Source organism: Roseburia intestinalis L1-82, assembly GCF_900537995.1.
GTDB lineage: Bacteria > Bacillota > Clostridia > Lachnospirales > Lachnospiraceae > Roseburia > Roseburia intestinalis.
In genome coordinates this window covers 418,532-434,830 of sequence record NZ_LR027880.1, presented here as the reverse complement: position 1 = coordinate 434,830, position 16,299 = coordinate 418,532, and the positions used below count along the sequence as shown (strand labels likewise).

The 16,299-nt window shown below is 44.9% G+C and carries 16 protein-coding genes; 2 read left to right on the top strand and 14 right to left on the bottom strand.

Annotation, left to right across the window (positions count from 1 at the left end; translation table 11 throughout):
- Positions 1 to 196: 196 nt before the first annotated feature.
- The gene (locus RIL182_RS02140) at positions 197 to 1,408 is read right to left on the bottom strand and encodes a class I SAM-dependent rRNA methyltransferase (protein ID WP_006857228.1); all 1,212 of its coding nucleotides are present in this window, start codon (positions 1,406 to 1,408) and stop codon (positions 197 to 199) included.
- Positions 1,409 to 1,734: 326 nt separating this feature from the next.
- Between RIL182_RS02140 and RIL182_RS02135 the strand changes: the two genes are divergently transcribed.
- Both RIL182_RS02135 and RIL182_RS02130 read left to right on the top strand, forming a co-directional pair.
- Positions 1,735 to 2,805, top strand: a complete 1,071-nt coding sequence (locus RIL182_RS02135) for a glycosyltransferase family 2 protein (RefSeq protein WP_044999027.1) — start codon at positions 1,735 to 1,737, stop codon at positions 2,803 to 2,805.
- 256 nt (positions 2,806 to 3,061) lie between these two features.
- The gene (locus RIL182_RS02130; RefSeq protein WP_044999017.1) at positions 3,062 to 4,405 is read left to right on the top strand and encodes a butyryl-CoA:acetate CoA-transferase; all 1,344 of its coding nucleotides are present in this window, start codon (positions 3,062 to 3,064) and stop codon (positions 4,403 to 4,405) included.
- A 211-nt stretch (positions 4,406 to 4,616) separates the two neighbouring features.
- Here RIL182_RS02130 and RIL182_RS02125 read toward each other — a convergent pair whose 3' ends face one another.
- The 13 genes from RIL182_RS02125 to RIL182_RS02065 all read right to left on the bottom strand — a co-directional run bounded on the left by RIL182_RS02125 (position 4,617) and on the right by RIL182_RS02065 (position 16,295).
- Positions 4,617 to 5,324 (bottom strand): hypothetical protein, encoded by a 708-nt coding sequence (locus tag RIL182_RS02125; RefSeq protein ID WP_006857227.1) that lies wholly within the window; start codon positions 5,322 to 5,324, stop codon positions 4,617 to 4,619.
- Between the two features lie 92 nt (positions 5,325 to 5,416).
- Positions 5,417 to 6,094: a hypothetical protein gene (locus tag RIL182_RS02120; protein ID WP_006857226.1), complete on the bottom strand. Its 678-nt coding sequence runs from the start codon at positions 6,092 to 6,094 to the stop codon at positions 5,417 to 5,419.
- Positions 6,095 to 6,116: 22 nt separating this feature from the next.
- Positions 6,117 to 7,004 (bottom strand): ABC transporter ATP-binding protein, encoded by an 888-nt coding sequence (locus tag RIL182_RS02115; protein WP_006857225.1) that lies wholly within the window; start codon positions 7,002 to 7,004, stop codon positions 6,117 to 6,119.
- Between the two features lie 13 nt (positions 7,005 to 7,017).
- Complete coding sequence (locus tag RIL182_RS02110) at positions 7,018 to 7,383, bottom strand: GntR family transcriptional regulator (RefSeq protein ID WP_006857224.1); 366 nt, start codon at positions 7,381 to 7,383, stop codon at positions 7,018 to 7,020.
- A gap of 266 nt (positions 7,384 to 7,649) precedes the next feature.
- Positions 7,650 to 8,534, bottom strand: a complete 885-nt coding sequence (gene sdaAA / locus RIL182_RS02105) for an L-serine ammonia-lyase, iron-sulfur-dependent, subunit alpha (protein ID WP_006857223.1) — start codon at positions 8,532 to 8,534, stop codon at positions 7,650 to 7,652.
- A gap of 29 nt (positions 8,535 to 8,563) precedes the next feature.
- Positions 8,564 to 9,229 carry an L-serine ammonia-lyase, iron-sulfur-dependent subunit beta gene (sdaAB, locus tag RIL182_RS02100; RefSeq protein WP_015522507.1) on the bottom strand — a complete coding sequence of 222 codons (666 nt, stop codon included), beginning with the start codon at positions 9,227 to 9,229 and terminating at the stop codon, positions 8,564 to 8,566.
- 166 nt (positions 9,230 to 9,395) lie between these two features.
- Positions 9,396 to 10,346 (bottom strand): LysR family transcriptional regulator, encoded by a 951-nt coding sequence (locus RIL182_RS02095; protein ID WP_006857221.1) that lies wholly within the window; start codon positions 10,344 to 10,346, stop codon positions 9,396 to 9,398.
- Positions 10,339 to 11,478 carry a sulfate/molybdate ABC transporter ATP-binding protein gene (locus RIL182_RS02090; protein ID WP_006857220.1) on the bottom strand — a complete coding sequence of 380 codons (1,140 nt, stop codon included), beginning with the start codon at positions 11,476 to 11,478 and terminating at the stop codon, positions 10,339 to 10,341. The genes RIL182_RS02095 and RIL182_RS02090 overlap by 8 nt, the downstream gene beginning before the upstream one ends.
- 68 nt (positions 11,479 to 11,546) lie before the next feature.
- Positions 11,547 to 12,251, bottom strand: coding sequence for a molybdate ABC transporter permease subunit (gene modB / locus RIL182_RS02085; RefSeq protein ID WP_006857219.1), 705 nt, complete (start codon positions 12,249 to 12,251; stop codon positions 11,547 to 11,549).
- A gap of 146 nt (positions 12,252 to 12,397) precedes the next feature.
- Positions 12,398 to 13,405, bottom strand: a complete 1,008-nt coding sequence (modA, locus tag RIL182_RS02080; protein WP_330368969.1) for a molybdate ABC transporter substrate-binding protein — start codon at positions 13,403 to 13,405, stop codon at positions 12,398 to 12,400.
- Between the two features lie 87 nt (positions 13,406 to 13,492).
- Complete coding sequence (locus RIL182_RS02075; RefSeq protein WP_006857218.1) at positions 13,493 to 14,449, bottom strand: XdhC family protein; 957 nt, start codon at positions 14,447 to 14,449, stop codon at positions 13,493 to 13,495.
- Positions 14,450 to 14,482: 33 nt separating this feature from the next.
- Positions 14,483 to 14,917, bottom strand: coding sequence for an MOSC domain-containing protein (locus RIL182_RS02070; RefSeq protein ID WP_015522501.1), 435 nt, complete (start codon positions 14,915 to 14,917; stop codon positions 14,483 to 14,485).
- A gap of 340 nt (positions 14,918 to 15,257) precedes the next feature.
- Positions 15,258 to 16,295, bottom strand: a complete 1,038-nt coding sequence (locus RIL182_RS02065; protein ID WP_006857217.1) for a GTP 3',8-cyclase MoaA — start codon at positions 16,293 to 16,295, stop codon at positions 15,258 to 15,260.
- Positions 16,296 to 16,299 lie beyond the last annotated feature (4 nt).

Here is a 16,299-nt window from a genome sequence, read left to right as displayed (position 1 = left end):
CTGGCAATTTCTTTATCACTTTTCTATTCAGGTGCTTACCACTCAGACTTACCACTTTTCTTACCACTTTGAATCACGGTTTTGTGATATTTTGCGATACTTTACGAGGTTTTCTCTGTCAACGTCAAATGCCTTCCATCACTTATCAATCAAGCATTTCCACCACTTCCCAGTCCTTACTTCTCATGACGAACGCCTAGCGTTCTTCTACAACCTGAAAGATGTAGAACTTCAAATAATAACTCTCCGGCACATTCGCAGAATTTGCCCAGAGAATCGGATGATCCGGCGCCTGTGTTCTGAATTCCACCTGGCGGAGTCTCTTGTGTGCTGCCTTTGCCGCCTCTTTGACTGTCTTTGCCAAAAGTTCCTGTGTCATGAAATGGGAGCAGGAACAGGTTGCAAGATAGCCGCCGTCTTTTACCAGTTTTAAGCCTTTCATGTTGATCTCACGGTAACCTTTGATCGCGTTTTTCGTTGCCTGGCGCGACTTGGTAAATGCCGGCGGATCTAAGATAACAACATCATACTGTTCGCCGCTCTGCGCCAGTTTCGGCAGTTCATCGAGCACGTTTGCACAGCGGAAATGAACGGTATCCTCCAGTCCGTTTCTGCGCGCATTTTCGTTTGCCTGCTGCACGGCATACTCGGAAATGTCAAGACCTGTGACATCCGCTGCCCCTGCAATTCCGGCGTTTAAGGCGAATGTTCCCATATGGGTAAAGCAGTCTAACACCTTTTTCCCTTTACAGATCCGCTGCATCGCAAGACGATTATACTTCTGGTCTAAGAAAAATCCGGTTTTCTGTCCGTTTACGACATCGACAAGATAACGGACTCCGTTTTCCTTGATCTCAACATTGGTGTCAAATTCTTCCCCGATAAATCCTTTTACCTTTGGAAGTCCTTCTTTGGTGCGCTCATTAGCGTCGCTTCTCTCGTAGACGCCGCGCACTTTGATGCCGTCTTTTGCAAGTTCTTCCTTTAATAAAGAAACGATCGTCTCCTTAAACTGCTCCATGCCAAGTGCTAAACATTCCACCACGAGCACATCCTCATATTTGTCAACGACAAGTCCCGGCAAAAAGTCTGCTTCCCCGAAGATCACACGGCAGGATGATGTATCGACCGTCGTTTTGCGGTATTCCCAGGCATTTTTCACGCGCATCTGTAAAAATGTGCGGTCGATCTCCTGGTCCACATGTCTTGTCAGCATACGGATGCGGATTTTTGAATTGGTATTGATAAATCCTTTGCCCATCGGATAGCCGTCAAAATCATGCACGACCACGATCTCTCCGTTTTCAAAACTTCCCATGACCGTATCGATCTCATTATCAAAAATCCAGGCACCGCCTGCTTTGATCGTTCTTCCCTCGCCCTTTTTTAATGTCACAACTGCACTCATTTTTCATCCACCTTTCTCACGCTTTTTCTTTTCCGTAATTTACAATATAAATTCCCACGCAGACCAGCACCAATGCCACAACGCACAGCAAAGCAGCGCACCGATCCACACCACAATGGTTTTCTGCATCCATTGTTCATTTAATTTCATTTGTTTTCCTCATTTCCTGATTTTTGCATTTACCCATTGTAGCACATTCCGTGCTGCCTATAAAATATTTTTTACACAAAAACTGTTTCTTGTAACTGCCTGTCATGTCCGATATAATAAATACAAAAATATTGACAGATCCAGTCTTAAAAATATACACAACAGGGGGATTTTCCATGGCTACGATAAGTTTATGCATGATCGTTAAAAATGAGGAGGCGGTTCTCGCGCGATGTCTCGACTCGATTGCAGATCTGATGGATGAGATCATCATCGTGGATACCGGTTCCACGGACCACACAAAGGAGATCGCTGCAAAATATACCAGTCAGGTCTATGATTTTAAATGGACGAGCGATTTTTCCGCGGCGAGAAATTTTTCTTTTTCAAAAGCGAATATGGATTACATATATGCCGCCGATGCGGACGAAGTTTTAGATGATTTTAACCATGAGCGTTTTCTCCGGCTCAAAAATGCACTGCTGCCGGAAATTGAGATCGTTCAGATGAAATATGTGACGGATGCCGATTTCGACACCGTTTTAAATGCAAAAAAAGAATACCGTCCGAAACTGTTCAAGCGTCTGCGCACCTTTACCTGGGTCGATCCGGTGCACGAGACAGTCCGCCTGACTCCTGTGATCTTCGACAGCGACGTTGAGATTTTACATAAACCGCAGAATTTTCACAGCAAACGTGATTTTTCCATATTTATCAAAAACTTCCAGAGCGGCCACGAACTCTCTCCGAAGATCCGCACGATGTATGCCAAAGAGCTGTTAAAGACCGGTGACACAAAAGACTTTCAGGATGCGAAACCAATTTTCCAGTATATCTTAGAACATGACCTCACCGATGATGCCATGAAAGAAGCCTCCTGCGTACTCGCACATGTGTACCGCTTAGAGGACAACAAAAATGAATTTTTCAAGCTGACGATGAAGGATATGCTGACCACTCCATGTTCCGAGATCTGCTATGAGCTTGGTACCTATTTTCTCGCGCAGAAAGATTTAAATGAAGCAGTCATCTGGTTCTACAATGCTGCCTATGAAACGGAGAGCATCTTAGATGTCCACACCAGCGGCGATCTCCCTCTGTACGGGTTAGTTGAATGTTATGAACTGCTCCTCGCCGAAGCCAAATCGAATATTCCTTCCGATACCATGCTGGTCTCAAGCTATGAGGAAGCGCTGGAAAAATACCGCCGTGAGTCGCAGAGCTGGACGATGCCGGTAGAGAATTAATTGAGTTACTGTTCACTCGCAAGCTTGACACTTGCTGTCAAGCTGTGCGCCAAAGACTATATCATGCCAGATTACAGCCCCATGCATCGAAGATGCATTTAAAATAGGCTGTAATTGTTACTGCTCACACAGTATGTGTGAACAGTAACTTAATTGACTTGTCAAACTCTCCATAAAGTGTTAGGATAAGACTATGGTAAATTTTTAACAATCTTTTTATATCATGATTTTTTACAATTATGAGGAGGTATTTGTGATGGATTATTCACAGGAATACAAACAGAAACTTGTATCTGCCGACGAGGCGGTAAAATTGATCAAATCCGGTGACTGGGTTGATTTCGGCTGGTGTACAAACACCGTAGATGCCCTTGATCAGGCGCTGGCAAAACGTACCGATGAGCTGACAAACGTGAACCTGCGCGGTGGTATCCTTTTAAAACCGTTAGCTACTTTCGCACGCGAAGATGCCGGTGAGCACTTTACATGGAACTCATGGCATATGTCCGGTATCGAACGTAAAATGATCAGCCGCGGATGCGCTTTCTATTCACCGATCCGTTACTCCGAACTGCCACGTTACTACCGCGAGCTTGACTGCCCGGATGATGTAGCAATGTTTCAGGTAGCTCCGATGGATTCCCATGGATATTTCAATTTCGGACCAAGTGCCTCCCATCTCGGTGCAATGTGTGAGAGAGCAAAACACATCATCGTAGAGGTCAATGAAAACATGCCGCGCTGCCTTGGCGGAACAGAATGCGGAATTCACATTTCCGATGTTACCTATATCGTAGAGGGTTCGAATCCTCCGATCGGCGAGCTTGGTGCCGGCGGTCCTGCAACAGATATCGACAAAACGGTTGCAAAACTGATCGTAGACGAGATCCCGAACGGTGCATGCTTACAACTTGGTATCGGCGGTATGCCAAACGCTGTCGGTTCCCTGATTGCAGAGTCTGACTTAAAAGACCTCGGTGTCCACACAGAGATGTATGTAGATGCATTTGTTGACATCGCAAAAGCAGGAAAGATCACCGGTGCGAAGAAAAATATCGACCGTTACCGTCAGACCTACGCTTTCGGTGCAGGTACCAAAAAAATGTACGATTACTTAGACGACAACCCAGAGTTGATGAGTGCTCCGGTTGATTACACCAACGATATCCGTTCGATCTCTGCACTCGATAACTTTATTTCCATCAACAACGCCGTTGATATCGACCTCTATGGTCAGGTCAATGCAGAGTCAGCAGGTATCAAGCAGATCAGTGGTGCCGGTGGACAGTTAGACTTCGTTTTAGGTGCTTACCTGTCAAAAGGCGGCAAGAGCTTTATCTGTCTGTCCTCTACCTTTAAGACCAAAGACGGACAGGTGCAGTCAAGAATCCGCCCGACACTTGCCAACGGTTCCATCGTAACCGATACCCGTGCCAACACACACTATGTTGTAACTGAGTACGGTAAAGTCAATGTCAAAGGACTTTCCGCATGGCAGAAAGCAGAGGCATTAATCTCCATCGCTCACCCGGATTTCCGTGACGAGCTGATCAAAGAGGCTGAAAAGATGCACATCTGGAGACGCAGCAACAAATACTAATTGCACATAATCTATGCATGCATAAATTATGCATAAAGAAAAGGCAGAACCGCTTCATCCCCGGCTCTGCCTTTTCTTATATTTTATACTCATTTTTTCACACAGTCCAGCTTTTTGCTATCTTTCCATCTCTGGCATTCCCTATACTGTTGCTTTCTATTTTTCACACCGGCATTTCACCCATTCTGTTATCTTTCCAGTTCTGACATTCTCACACCGTTACACTCTGTTTTTTCAGAAAATTCCACCCCAGCACTGCCATAATGACTGCGGCTATGACTCCAACGACAACCAGATACTGCACGATATTTCCGAATCCGATCTGCATGCCAAACTGATGCATCTTTGCTGCCAGTGCTTCATTTTCAATTAATTTCGCCGGCACAAGTGTGACAAACATCCAGATCGCCCAGATTGCCCAGAATGCTTTCATTCCAAACCGCAGGGTTACAGCCCCTAAAAACAGTTCAACGATCGTCATTCCCACAATCACTGCCAGAAGATATTTCCACTGAAAATACTGTGTGAGGTCAAGTATCACTTCGCACTGCGGATAAATCACGCGCATCAGGGCGGATTCTATCTTCCCAAGCACGAACAGTAACAGTTCTAATCCTGCCAGTTCTGCCATATTAAACAATGCATAACTTCCCACATATGCTCTTCTTGTCGCTCCCATGGAAATTGCCATATTAAATTCCCCGACAAAAGAAAATATGATACCAAAGAAATGCATAAATACCAGTGCTGCCATCGCGATCAACATTCCAAGAGTGACACACTCATTTTCTTCCATGGTATTTGCCCGGATGATCATCATAACAATGATTCCAAATACATAGCTGCCAAATGCAACTGCAAGGAACTGCAGCACTTCCATTTTTCTTGTCTTACACTGTATCAAAAAATTACCTGTCATTCCCACGCTACCCCTTTCATACGGTTTTCATTTTGTGTATAAAATACTCCCGTTGCTCTGTCGTCCCAGTCTTCTACACAAAATACTCTGTTTTATACCCGGACTTCATACTTCGATACAACGCGAAGCATCATGACCAGACTGACCGCATACAGCGCAGCTGCTACTACTGCACCGATCAAAAGTCCCATCGAAATAACACTGCCGGACTGTCCCTGAAACCATGCAGTCAGCGTATCCGCCAGATCGCTGCCCATAATAAAACCTGCACCAATACCCATCACAACTGCAACTGTCACAATGATGCCGACTGCTATTCCCTTTTTTCCATAACGCATCTGCAGAACAGCGCAGATCTGACCGAATGCAATACACAAAACAAATGCTTCCGCGATCAGTATATTCTTAAATCCATCCATTCTGCCTGCGGACATATATCCCGTAAAAAGGATAAACAGATATGCAGTCACCGCATAGCCCGCATATAACAGCTGCGCACCCCATGCAGCTTCCTTTCTGCCTGATCCAAATGAAAGCACCATCGGAATATAGGCTCCTCCATAACTGATCGGTCCAATATAGTTAAACATGATGCCGATCAGGACCGCAAAGAAATTAGCGCTCTGCCAGAATCCACTGTCAGCACTCTCACCCATACTGAAAAACAAACCGTACAGCAAAACAAATCCAATCAGGATGGCTGTCATCTGTATTCCATATTTTCCCCAGAAAAGCAGGTTCCTTTTTATTATCATTTTAGACTGTTCCATTTTCCATTCCTCCCGCTATTTCCTAGTCATCTAATCCGCACAGTGAAACAAATAATTTTTCCAGGCTGATCGGCTGGATCGTCACATCATAGCCCTTTGGCAGCTCCTGGCCTTCTTTTAAAAGGATCGTCACGCTCTTGCTGCGTCCCATTTTTTCCTCGTGGTGTTTCTCATAACCTTCCGCTGCCTGATCTACCACTTCCGCAAGTCCGCTGACATGATAACTTCTCTCTAGCAGATCCTGTGTATTTTCTTTCAGTAAAAGGCTGCCATCCTTGATCATGATGACCTCCTCCATCAGATCCGCTGCCTCCTCGATAATGTGTGTGGAGATCACAAAGGTACGGCCTGTTTCGGTGTATTCTTCCATCAGTTTATGGTAAAAGTACTCGCGCATCACGACATCTAACCCCGCTACCGGCTCATCTAAAAAAGTAAAATCCGCTTTGCTGGCAAGCGCCACAATGATCGTTACCATGGAAAGCATACCCTTCGACATTTTGTTGATACGCTGTTTCGTATTCAGCTCAAATTTTTCAATCAGCTCATCTGCCATTTTCTGATCCCAGTTCGGATAATAGTAAGATGCATTTTTTAAATACTCTTTTACTTTTAATGAACTGACACCACTTCCATACAGGTTGGTTGAAAGTTCTCTGGAAAAACAGATATGATCTAATGCTTTTCTGTTTTCCCATATCTTTTCGCCGTTCCAGGTCACATTTCCCTCCGTCGCCGGATTCTGTGCGGATAAAATCGATAATAATGTTGTTTTTCCAGCACCGTTTCTTCCGATCAGACCATAGATCTTTCCTTTTTCCAGTGTAAAATCTATATTTTTTAAAACTTCTTTTTTCCCATAACTCTTATTGACATTACTGCAGATGATTGCTTCCATCTTATTTTCCATTTTATCTTCCCCCTTATTGATCTGCTGACTGGATCAGTTTAATGACCTCATTTTTATCAAGTCCAATGCTTGCCGCTTCCTCTAACAATTTTTTGACATAGTGATCAAAAAATTCATTCCGCCTGCGGTTTAAAATGTTTTCTTTTGCCCCTTCTGCTACAAACATGCCGATTCCCCTTTTCTTATATAAGATTCCTTCATCTACCAATATATTCACGCCTTTCGCCGCAGTCGCCGGGTTGATCGCATATAACTTTGCCAGCTCATTGGTACTCGGCACACGCTCTTCCTCCAGAAGAATATCCCTCAAAATATCTGTTTCGATCATTTCTGCGATCTGCAGATAAATGGATTTCTCCTGCGTTAAGATTTCATTCATGCATGGTGGCTCCTTTCTTTCAATTTCATTCCTGATAAGATTCCGTTGGCATTATGTGGTTGGTTTGTTATGTGGTTCATTACTTGTGTAACTAACCATAGCACTATGTTACGATATTGTCAACAAATTTATTCATAAAATTTAGAAAATTTCTATAACGCAAAAAAAGCAACACCATCACAACCCACCTGTCAAACAGGTCAGTCATGTGTGTTGCCTTGTCAAATAACCAAAACCGATTTATCTCATTTTTTCCATCTACGGCATCATGCTTCCTGCGTTCTGCCCCCGGCCATCCGCTCACGGATCTCCACTCCGGTCGGTGTTCCCGCAAGTCCGCCTTTTCCTGTTTCACGGATATCCTCGGACATGCTTCTTCCGATACTCCGCATCGCATCGATCACCTCATCCGGCGGAATCTTGCTGAAGATTCCCGCACTCGTCAGATCCGCCGATGTCAGTGCATTGACTGCGCCCATCACATTTCGTTTCACGCACGGCACCTCCACCAGACCGGCAACCGGATCACAGGCAAGTCCCAACAGATTTTTTAAAGCCAGTGCCGCTGCATTTGCGATCTCTTTTGCACTGCCGCCTGATAAATGCACAACTCCGCCCGCTGCCATCGCAGACGCAGAACCGATCTCTGCCTGACAGCCTCCCGCTGCACCTGCCAGAAAAGCACGCTCTGCGATCACTCCGCCGATCCCGGCTGCTACAAACAGTGCTTCCACCATTTTTTCCTCAGAATAGCCTTTTTCTTCCTGCAGACTCAAAAATACCGCCGGTACAACTCCGCACGAACCGGCAGTCGGTGCCGCGACAATACGCTTCATGCATGCATTTGACTCACTGGTCTTTAATGCCTTCTCCATGACTTTCCCGATAAAATCTCCACAGAGCAAAGTTCCCTCTGCCCTCGCCTCCATCATCTTTTTGCCTTCCGTACCGACAAGTCCGCTCTCGGATTTTAATTTTTCATCATAACGCGCATCCGCATCTTTCATCGCCTGATACATCGCGCGCATCTGCTCAAATGATACTTCCTCCGTGATCCCCTGCTCCCTGCGGTCGTCCTCCTGCACGATCTTCCAGAACGGTTTCCCGGATTTTTCTTCTAATTCGCATAATTCCTGTAATGATCCATACATGAAATGTTCCTACTTTCTTATGATAAATTCTACTCTTCCACAAGACTGCAATATGTCACTTTTAATATGCCCTCTAACCGCTCCAGCCATGCAAGTGATTCTTTTGGCACTTCCTGATCGCACTCTATGACCATGACGGCGCTGCCACCCCTGCTTTTCCGGTAAAGCTGCATTGTTGCAATGTTGACACCCTTGTGTGCGAGCATGGAAGTCACTTCGGTGACATGTCCCGGCTGGTCGATATTGTGCACGATCAGTGTCGGATAATCGCCGCTGAAATTGGCAGTGATCCCGTCAAGCTCACAGATCTGTATCCGCCCGCCTCCAATCGAAGCCGCAACCACTTCGAGTGTACGCCCGGAAACACCTGTCAGATTCATTTTCACTGAATTGGGATGCACATCACCAAGATCAATCCCCTCTAAGGAAAAATCCATTCCTCTTTCGCCTGCAATCCGAAAACTGTCCGGGATTGCCGGATCATCCACCTGCATGCCCAAAAGTCCAGCGATCAGCGCCTTATCCGTGCCATGTCCCTTTCCCGTTGCAAGGAAGGAACCGTGAAAATATATTTTTGCCTCTTTTACTTCTTCCGCAAGCAGCTTACGGCTGACTCTCCCGATCTTGACGGCTCCTGCCGTATGGGAGCTGGATGGACCGACCATCACAGGTCCGATGATGTCTAACAGGTTCATATCATATCTCCGTTTCTCTCATAAGTATTTACTTATGTTTTCTATAATTTTATCCTATTTGAAGTTATATCAAATCCATGATACATTTTAATTGCTATATACACACACACATTTATAGCATAGAAAAGGACAGCGTTTCCACCTCAGGAAACCTGTTCTTTTTATTTTACAGCAACAGCGTGTTCGTATCAGTCTGCCCGTGAAACATACCATCGGTTGTTTTCATCGCTCTAATCTCATCATGCCCATACCAGCGCACAATATCCATAAAATCACGGAGTGGATCATTCCATACCTTATGTGGATGATATACCAGATTTAAATTTCTTTCAAGACAAAGATCTTCCACTTTTATTTCCGCCAGACGGCCTTCTTTTAAATATTCCTCAATCAGACAATATGGCAGCACAGAAATACCAAAGCCATCTTCCACCGCCTGCACAAGTACTTTCGTGCTCCGGCTCTCCCAGAGCGGATCGATCACACAGTCTTTTGTCCTTAAAATGGCTTCAAAACGGTCACGTACCCCGGCTCCCTTTTCCCGCAGAAGAAAATTTTCTTTTTTCAGGTCCTCAAATCTGACATGCTCCTTCCCCGCCAGTGGATGATCCGGTGCCGCAACGATCAGTGTCCGGTCCTTTGCAAACGGCTCCTGGATATAGTCGGTCTCGCCAGGCAGATCTTCCATCAATCCCAGATCGATCTGATGCGTTTTTAAAAGTTCCATCAGCCGCACTGACCCGCTAACCGTTACTTTCACTTGGATATCTGGATACTTTTTTTCAAATGCACGGATAAATCCACGCAGCATTTTCACGCCGACAGAAAGGTTTGCACCGATACGGATTGTCCGCACCCCTTCCGTTTCTTTTAAATGCTGTTCCAAATCCTGATACAATCCAAGGATATGGCATGCATACTGATATAGAAGCCTGCCGCTCTCCGTCGGCACCACTTTACGGTTATAGCGCTCTAAAAAACAGACACCGCTCTCCTGCTCTAATTCCTTGATGGTCTGACTCACCGCAGGCTGTGTCATATATAGTTTTTCGGCCGTCTTTGTCATGCTTCCCTCTTCACACACTGTACGGAAAATAGTCAGTTGTCTGTTATTCATAGGCATTGTCCTTTAACAATAAAATGTCCTTTGCATGCACTGCCAGAGCCGGCGGGATCGGTCCTGGCGAATCTTCCTGTTCTGTTTTTGCTATTTTCCACTGAAGCCACCCGCTCTCTTTCGATGGACGAAATGAAATATTCCACTCAAACGGATCCTCAATGATACGGGATTCCTCAATTTTAAAAATATTTTCCTCCTGTACAGGGTTCCTATACTTTTTAAAGCCCGTTCCCTCCTGTATCACACTCACACGAGATTCATTTGCTGCACTCTCTTTGCCAGATATCTGCTCTGCATTCACCGGATAAAACGAATGTGCCCGGATACCAACCGCCTTTGTTTCCTCCGGAATCTCCGAAACGCAAAGGGTTATCCCCCAGCCAAGCGCTTTTATATGGTTGTTATCCACAATTTCTGCTGCAGAAATGTTCTTACATCCGGATAACACTGCCGCCGTCTTTGTTTTCGGGTTATGGAAAAATTCTTTTGTTTTCTCTATGACCTCCATTTTTCCATGGTCGATGCAGCTTACCACGCTGCACAGACGATAAACCTCATCCCGGTTGTGTGAAACAAAAAGTACCGGTTTTTGCACCTCCGCTAACATATCTCGCATTTCCTGCTCCAGCTCCCATTTCAGGTAACTGTCAAGCGCAGAAAATGGTTCATCCAAAAGCAGGATATCTGGCTCAGAAGCAATCATCCGCGCCATTGCCACACGCTGTTTCTGCCCGCCGGAAAGTTGTGCGGGGTAATGTTTTTCCAGCCCCTCTAAACGGAAACGGTTGATATAAGATCTTACTTTTTCTTCCTCCGGATGTTTTCCCATGCCGGCTTTGATATTCTGTTCGACCGTCATATTCGGAAACAGGGCATAGTCCTGAAACATATAACCGACACGCCGTTTCTGCAGGGTGAGATTGATCTTTTTTGCAGAGTCGTATAAAACTCTGCCATTTAATTCGATCCGTCCTTCGTCCGGCGTCTCAATTCCGGCTATACATTTTAGTGTCATGCTCTTTCCACATCCGGATGCCCCAAGAATCGCAAATACGCCACGCTCGGTCTCGAACGCGACGTCTAAATTAAAGTTCCCCAGCCTCTTTTTTATATTTACTTTCAGACTCATCACAGTCCTCCTGCCTCACCATCTGTCGCATATTTTATATGCTGCTTTCCTTTTTCCTCCTGACTGCCCTACCATCTGCTCACATGTTTCATATTTTTTGCCGTAATGATATTTAATAAAAATATGACCACAAATGCAATCACTAATATCACAATCACCCAGAATCCCGCTGTCGCATAGTCGCCGTCCTGGATGACCATTGCAATTTTCTGTGAGATCGTACTCGTTTTTTTCGGAATATTTCCCGCAAGCATTGAGGTTGCGCCATACTCACCGAGAGCCCTTGCAAACGTTAAAACGGTTCCGGATGCAATACCCGGTCCCGCTGCCGGAACGACCACTTTCCAGAAAATTTTAATTTCAGGCATCCCAAGTGTCCGTGCCGCATAGATCAGATTTACATCGATCTGCTCAAACGCTGCCCTGGCATTCCGGTACATGAGTGGAAATGCGATTACCGTCGCCGCGAGGATACAGCCAAGCCATGTCTGTACCACCTTAAAATCAAATCTATCGTAAAGATATGCTCCAAACGGTCTCCTGAGGCTGAACAGCAACAGCAGGAAAAACCCGGCTACCGTCGGTGGCAGCACCATCGGCAGTGTCAGAATTCCATCTGCAACCGCCTTAACACGCGGTCCTGCTTTCACAACTTTTCGCGCTGCATAGATTCCTAAAAAAAACGAAATAATGGTTGCTACAATTCCGGTCTTTAACGAGATTAAAAGCGGACTCCAGTCAAGTCCGCTTAAATATGCTGCCAACTGACTCATAACTGCCTCCTGTTTTCATTTTAAATTTTCAGACAGCCATTTATCATCCATCTTTTATCCTGATCATTTTTGCAGCATAAAATCTACTGTCTCAATCACTGTCTTTATTGGTTTGAAAATAAACGGCTGTTTAAAAAATTTAATCTTTATTCAACATCTGTATCAAAATAGTATTTCTGGAAGATCGTTTTTGCGTCGTCTGAAGTCAGGAAATTGATAAAATCCTCCGCAGCACTCTGCTCTAACTCATCTGCTTCTTTATTGATGATCTGTGCTACCGGATAAATAACATTTCCTGTCAGCTCATAAGGAACCACCTCTAAAATTTGAAGACGATCCTCAAAACCGTAAGTATCTGAATAATATACGGTTCCGACTTCATTCGATCCCTCTGCAACCGCAGCCGTTACCGCACCTACATTGGCACACTCGTTAATTTCCACACCGCCAAGTGCTTCCTGGATTTCCGATGTCGTGATCTGTGAAACATCGTCCACTTTGTCCAGCATTCCTGCATTTACCATTGCCTGTCTGGTATATTTTCCAACCGGAACAGAACCGTCTGCAAACGCAATGCTCTTTGCTTTTCCAATATCAGAAAGTCCGGTTACCTCCGTTCCACTTCCTTTCCATGTGACCACGCAGACCTGATTGTTTACAACGTTGTGTCTGGTTCCGTCAACAGCCAGTCCGTCCTCATCCTGAAGCTGATCCATCTGTTTCTGTGCTGCGGAAAAGAATACATCACAGGCTGCTCCCTCCTCGATCTGTGTCATCAGGGTACCTGAACTGTCATAACTTCCCACGATAGATACATTCGGCTGCGTTTTGTTATACTCTGCGATCAGCTCTTCCATAACCGTGTTTAAACTTTTCGCTGCAAATACCGTTACCGTGGTCGCCTCAAAAGGCTCTGCTGCAGTTGTTTCTGCTGCTTCTGAAGTTTCCTCTGCCGCCTCCGTTGCTGACATATCTGCGCCTGATGATTCGTCAGCATTTACTTCTGCGCCCTCTGTCTCAGAAGATTTTTCTGCATCTGCGGAAGCCACCGTATTAGTCTCACCTGCTGACGCCTGATCCTTGTTTCCGCATCCGGCAAACATGGTCATTGCCATCGCTGCAGAAAGTAATACACACACACATTTCTTCCTCATTTGTTTTTCCTCTTTTCTTTTCATTTATATTTTAAGTGCTATTAATATCATGTCTTTTTATAGATTTTAAATTTATTTTTAATTTTTTCATTTCTTTTTAGACCGCACCTCAATAAGCTGTGCTGCAATACTGATCGCGATCTCCGCCGGAGTTTCACTTCCGATTTCAATTCCAATCGGTGCTGTCACACGCTCAAGCTGTTCCTCGGTAAATCCTTCTGCCAGTAATTTATCGGTGACAAATTTTGTCTTTTTCCTGCTTCCTACAACACCAATGTACCCGGCAGGAGTTTTCAGTCCAAAGCGTTCTGCATCTGTATCACAGAGATGTCCTCTTGTAACGACCACAATGTAGTCCTCCGGGTGAATCGTAAATGTTTCTTCCAGTTTTCCAAAATCAATCAACCGTATCTCTTCCGCTCCCGGAAACAGTTCCGGCTTCGTAAATTCTTCCCTGTCATCTGAAACAATGCATCTGAAACCAAGATGTGACAACACCGGAACAAGTTCCTGCGCTAAATGCCCGCCCCCAAAAATGTATACTTTTCCATCATAAGAAAACTGTTCTGCATAGAAACGTGCTCCATCTATTTCTGTCACAGACTGATGCGCAAAAGTCTGAAACTCTGGCAGTATTTTTATTTTCCCTTCCTCTAACGGCATCAGGATCCAGAATGCTTCTCTTTTTTCTTCTGCCTCTTCCATCTGTCTGATCCATGCGGCATCTTCCCGGGCATCCACAAAATAAAACAGCACTGTCGCATTTCCGCCGCATGCCATTCCAAGTTCTGCAGATTTTTCCTGACCAAGATTATACTCATGCAGATAATTTTTCTTTTCCGCGAGAAGTTTTTGTCCCATCAGCGTTGCCTGGTATTCCAGATTACCACCGCCGATCGTTCCGGTCACTCTGCCATCCTCTCCGACTACCATATAGGCACCTGCTTTTCGCGGGATTGAACCGCGTCCCGCTACCACAGTGACAAGCATACTGTTTTTATTTTCGCTGATCCTTTTCTTAAGAGCTTCCACAATTTCTTTCATAGGGCATTCTCCTTATATTGTATTTCTATCACATCATGATTCCTGCAACAGCAGTTCATCCCCAACATGAATCGTGCCGCCTTCTAACACAACTGCAAAAACACCTTCATGTGGCATGATACATTCTCCCATTCTCTGATAAATCTGGCAATGGGAGTGACATTCTTTTCCGATCTGTGTCATCTCAAGCAGCACCTTTCCGCAGCGAAATCTCGTACCGACCGGAAGATTCTTAAAATCATATCCCTCCACGATCAGATTTTCTCCAAATGCTCCGAACGCAACGTCTGCACCTTTTGTACGAAATTCTTCTATTTTTTCAAAGGAAAGCAGACTGACCTGTCTGTGCCATTTTCCTGCATGTGCATCGCCCTGGATGCCCCAGTCTTTGACAAACCCGGCTTCTGCCACCTCATGCTTTTCTGTTCCTCTTTCTTTGCTGATACAAATTCCTTTTATGATTCCCATGTATGATTGCTCCATTTTCTGATGTTTTTCATCCGTTTCATTGCAGGTATTTTCAATCCTTTATAAATACTTTGGAATTTTTGTTTCTCATATCAGTGATTGGGCGATTTCTCTATATTACTACATATTCCTACCCATTTTTGCTTACATATTCTGCTCATTTACGGTCGATTGGGCGAATGCAGTTCGTTCATGTATTTTTCGCCCATTTCTGCCATTTTCCACTCATTTCATTGCGTATTTTGGGTGTTTTTCATTTAATTATAATTAATTTCACCCATTCTCGTCAGAATTACATTTCTACCTGCATTTTCATTGTAAATCAATTCACTCCGTTGCATTATCCACCAATACGCACCATTGCATTGTGCTCTGTCATTTCAGAGACCTGTTCAAAACAATGCTCCGCTGGTTTTTCAAAAATTGCCTTTTTCATCACTTCCTGCAATGTCTGTTTTTTCCCCGGATCCCGGAGAACGGCTCTTAAATCAACGCCTTTTTCATAACAGAGGCATAGTTTTAAATATCCTTCCGAAGTGAGCCGGATGCGGTTGCAGGATCTGCAGAATTTATGATGCATGGCACTGATAAAACCGACATCCATATTTAATCCCGGAAAACGGTAGTAAGCTGCAGGACCTGCGCCATGTTTTCCGGATTGCTGCTTCTCTTCCGTGTACGACAAATCCCGGATATCTGCACTATATTTTTCGCCTTCCCTGCTTCTCACAGTTCCGGCTTCTGATACATTCCCATAGCACTCCTCGATCTGCCGAAACAATTCTTCATTGGAGCCTCCAGTATACGCTGCCCCATACCCGATCGGCATCATCTCGATAAAACGCACCGGAATCTGCACTCTATTTGTATAATCAAGAATAGATTTCCAGTCAAGATGCTGATAATGCACGGTATTAATCTTTACCGGAATTTGTGCTTCTTTTGCAGCATTGATTCCTGCCAACACTGCATTTAATTCATCCCGTCCCGTCAGTCTTTGAAATTCTGTTTCATCCAAAGTATCAAGACTGACATTCACACTGTCCAGTCCAGCCTCTTTCAAAGCCTTTGCATACTCTGCAAGCAGAACCCCATTTGTGGTCATTCCAACCGTTTCAATACCGGAAACATTTTTTATTTTTTCTACCAGATCCACACAGCCGCGGCGCACTAACGGTTCCCCGCCAGTCAGGCGGATATGCCGGATTCCAAGTGCTGCCGCCGTCTCTGTCACCTGAACGATCTCCTCGTAGGTCAGCAGATTTTCCATATCTGTCGTCTCTATATCACCCGGCATACAATACTTACAACGCAGATTACAGCGGTCGGTAATGGAGATTCTCAAGTAGTCGATCTCCCTGCCTGCCTTATCTTTCATAGAC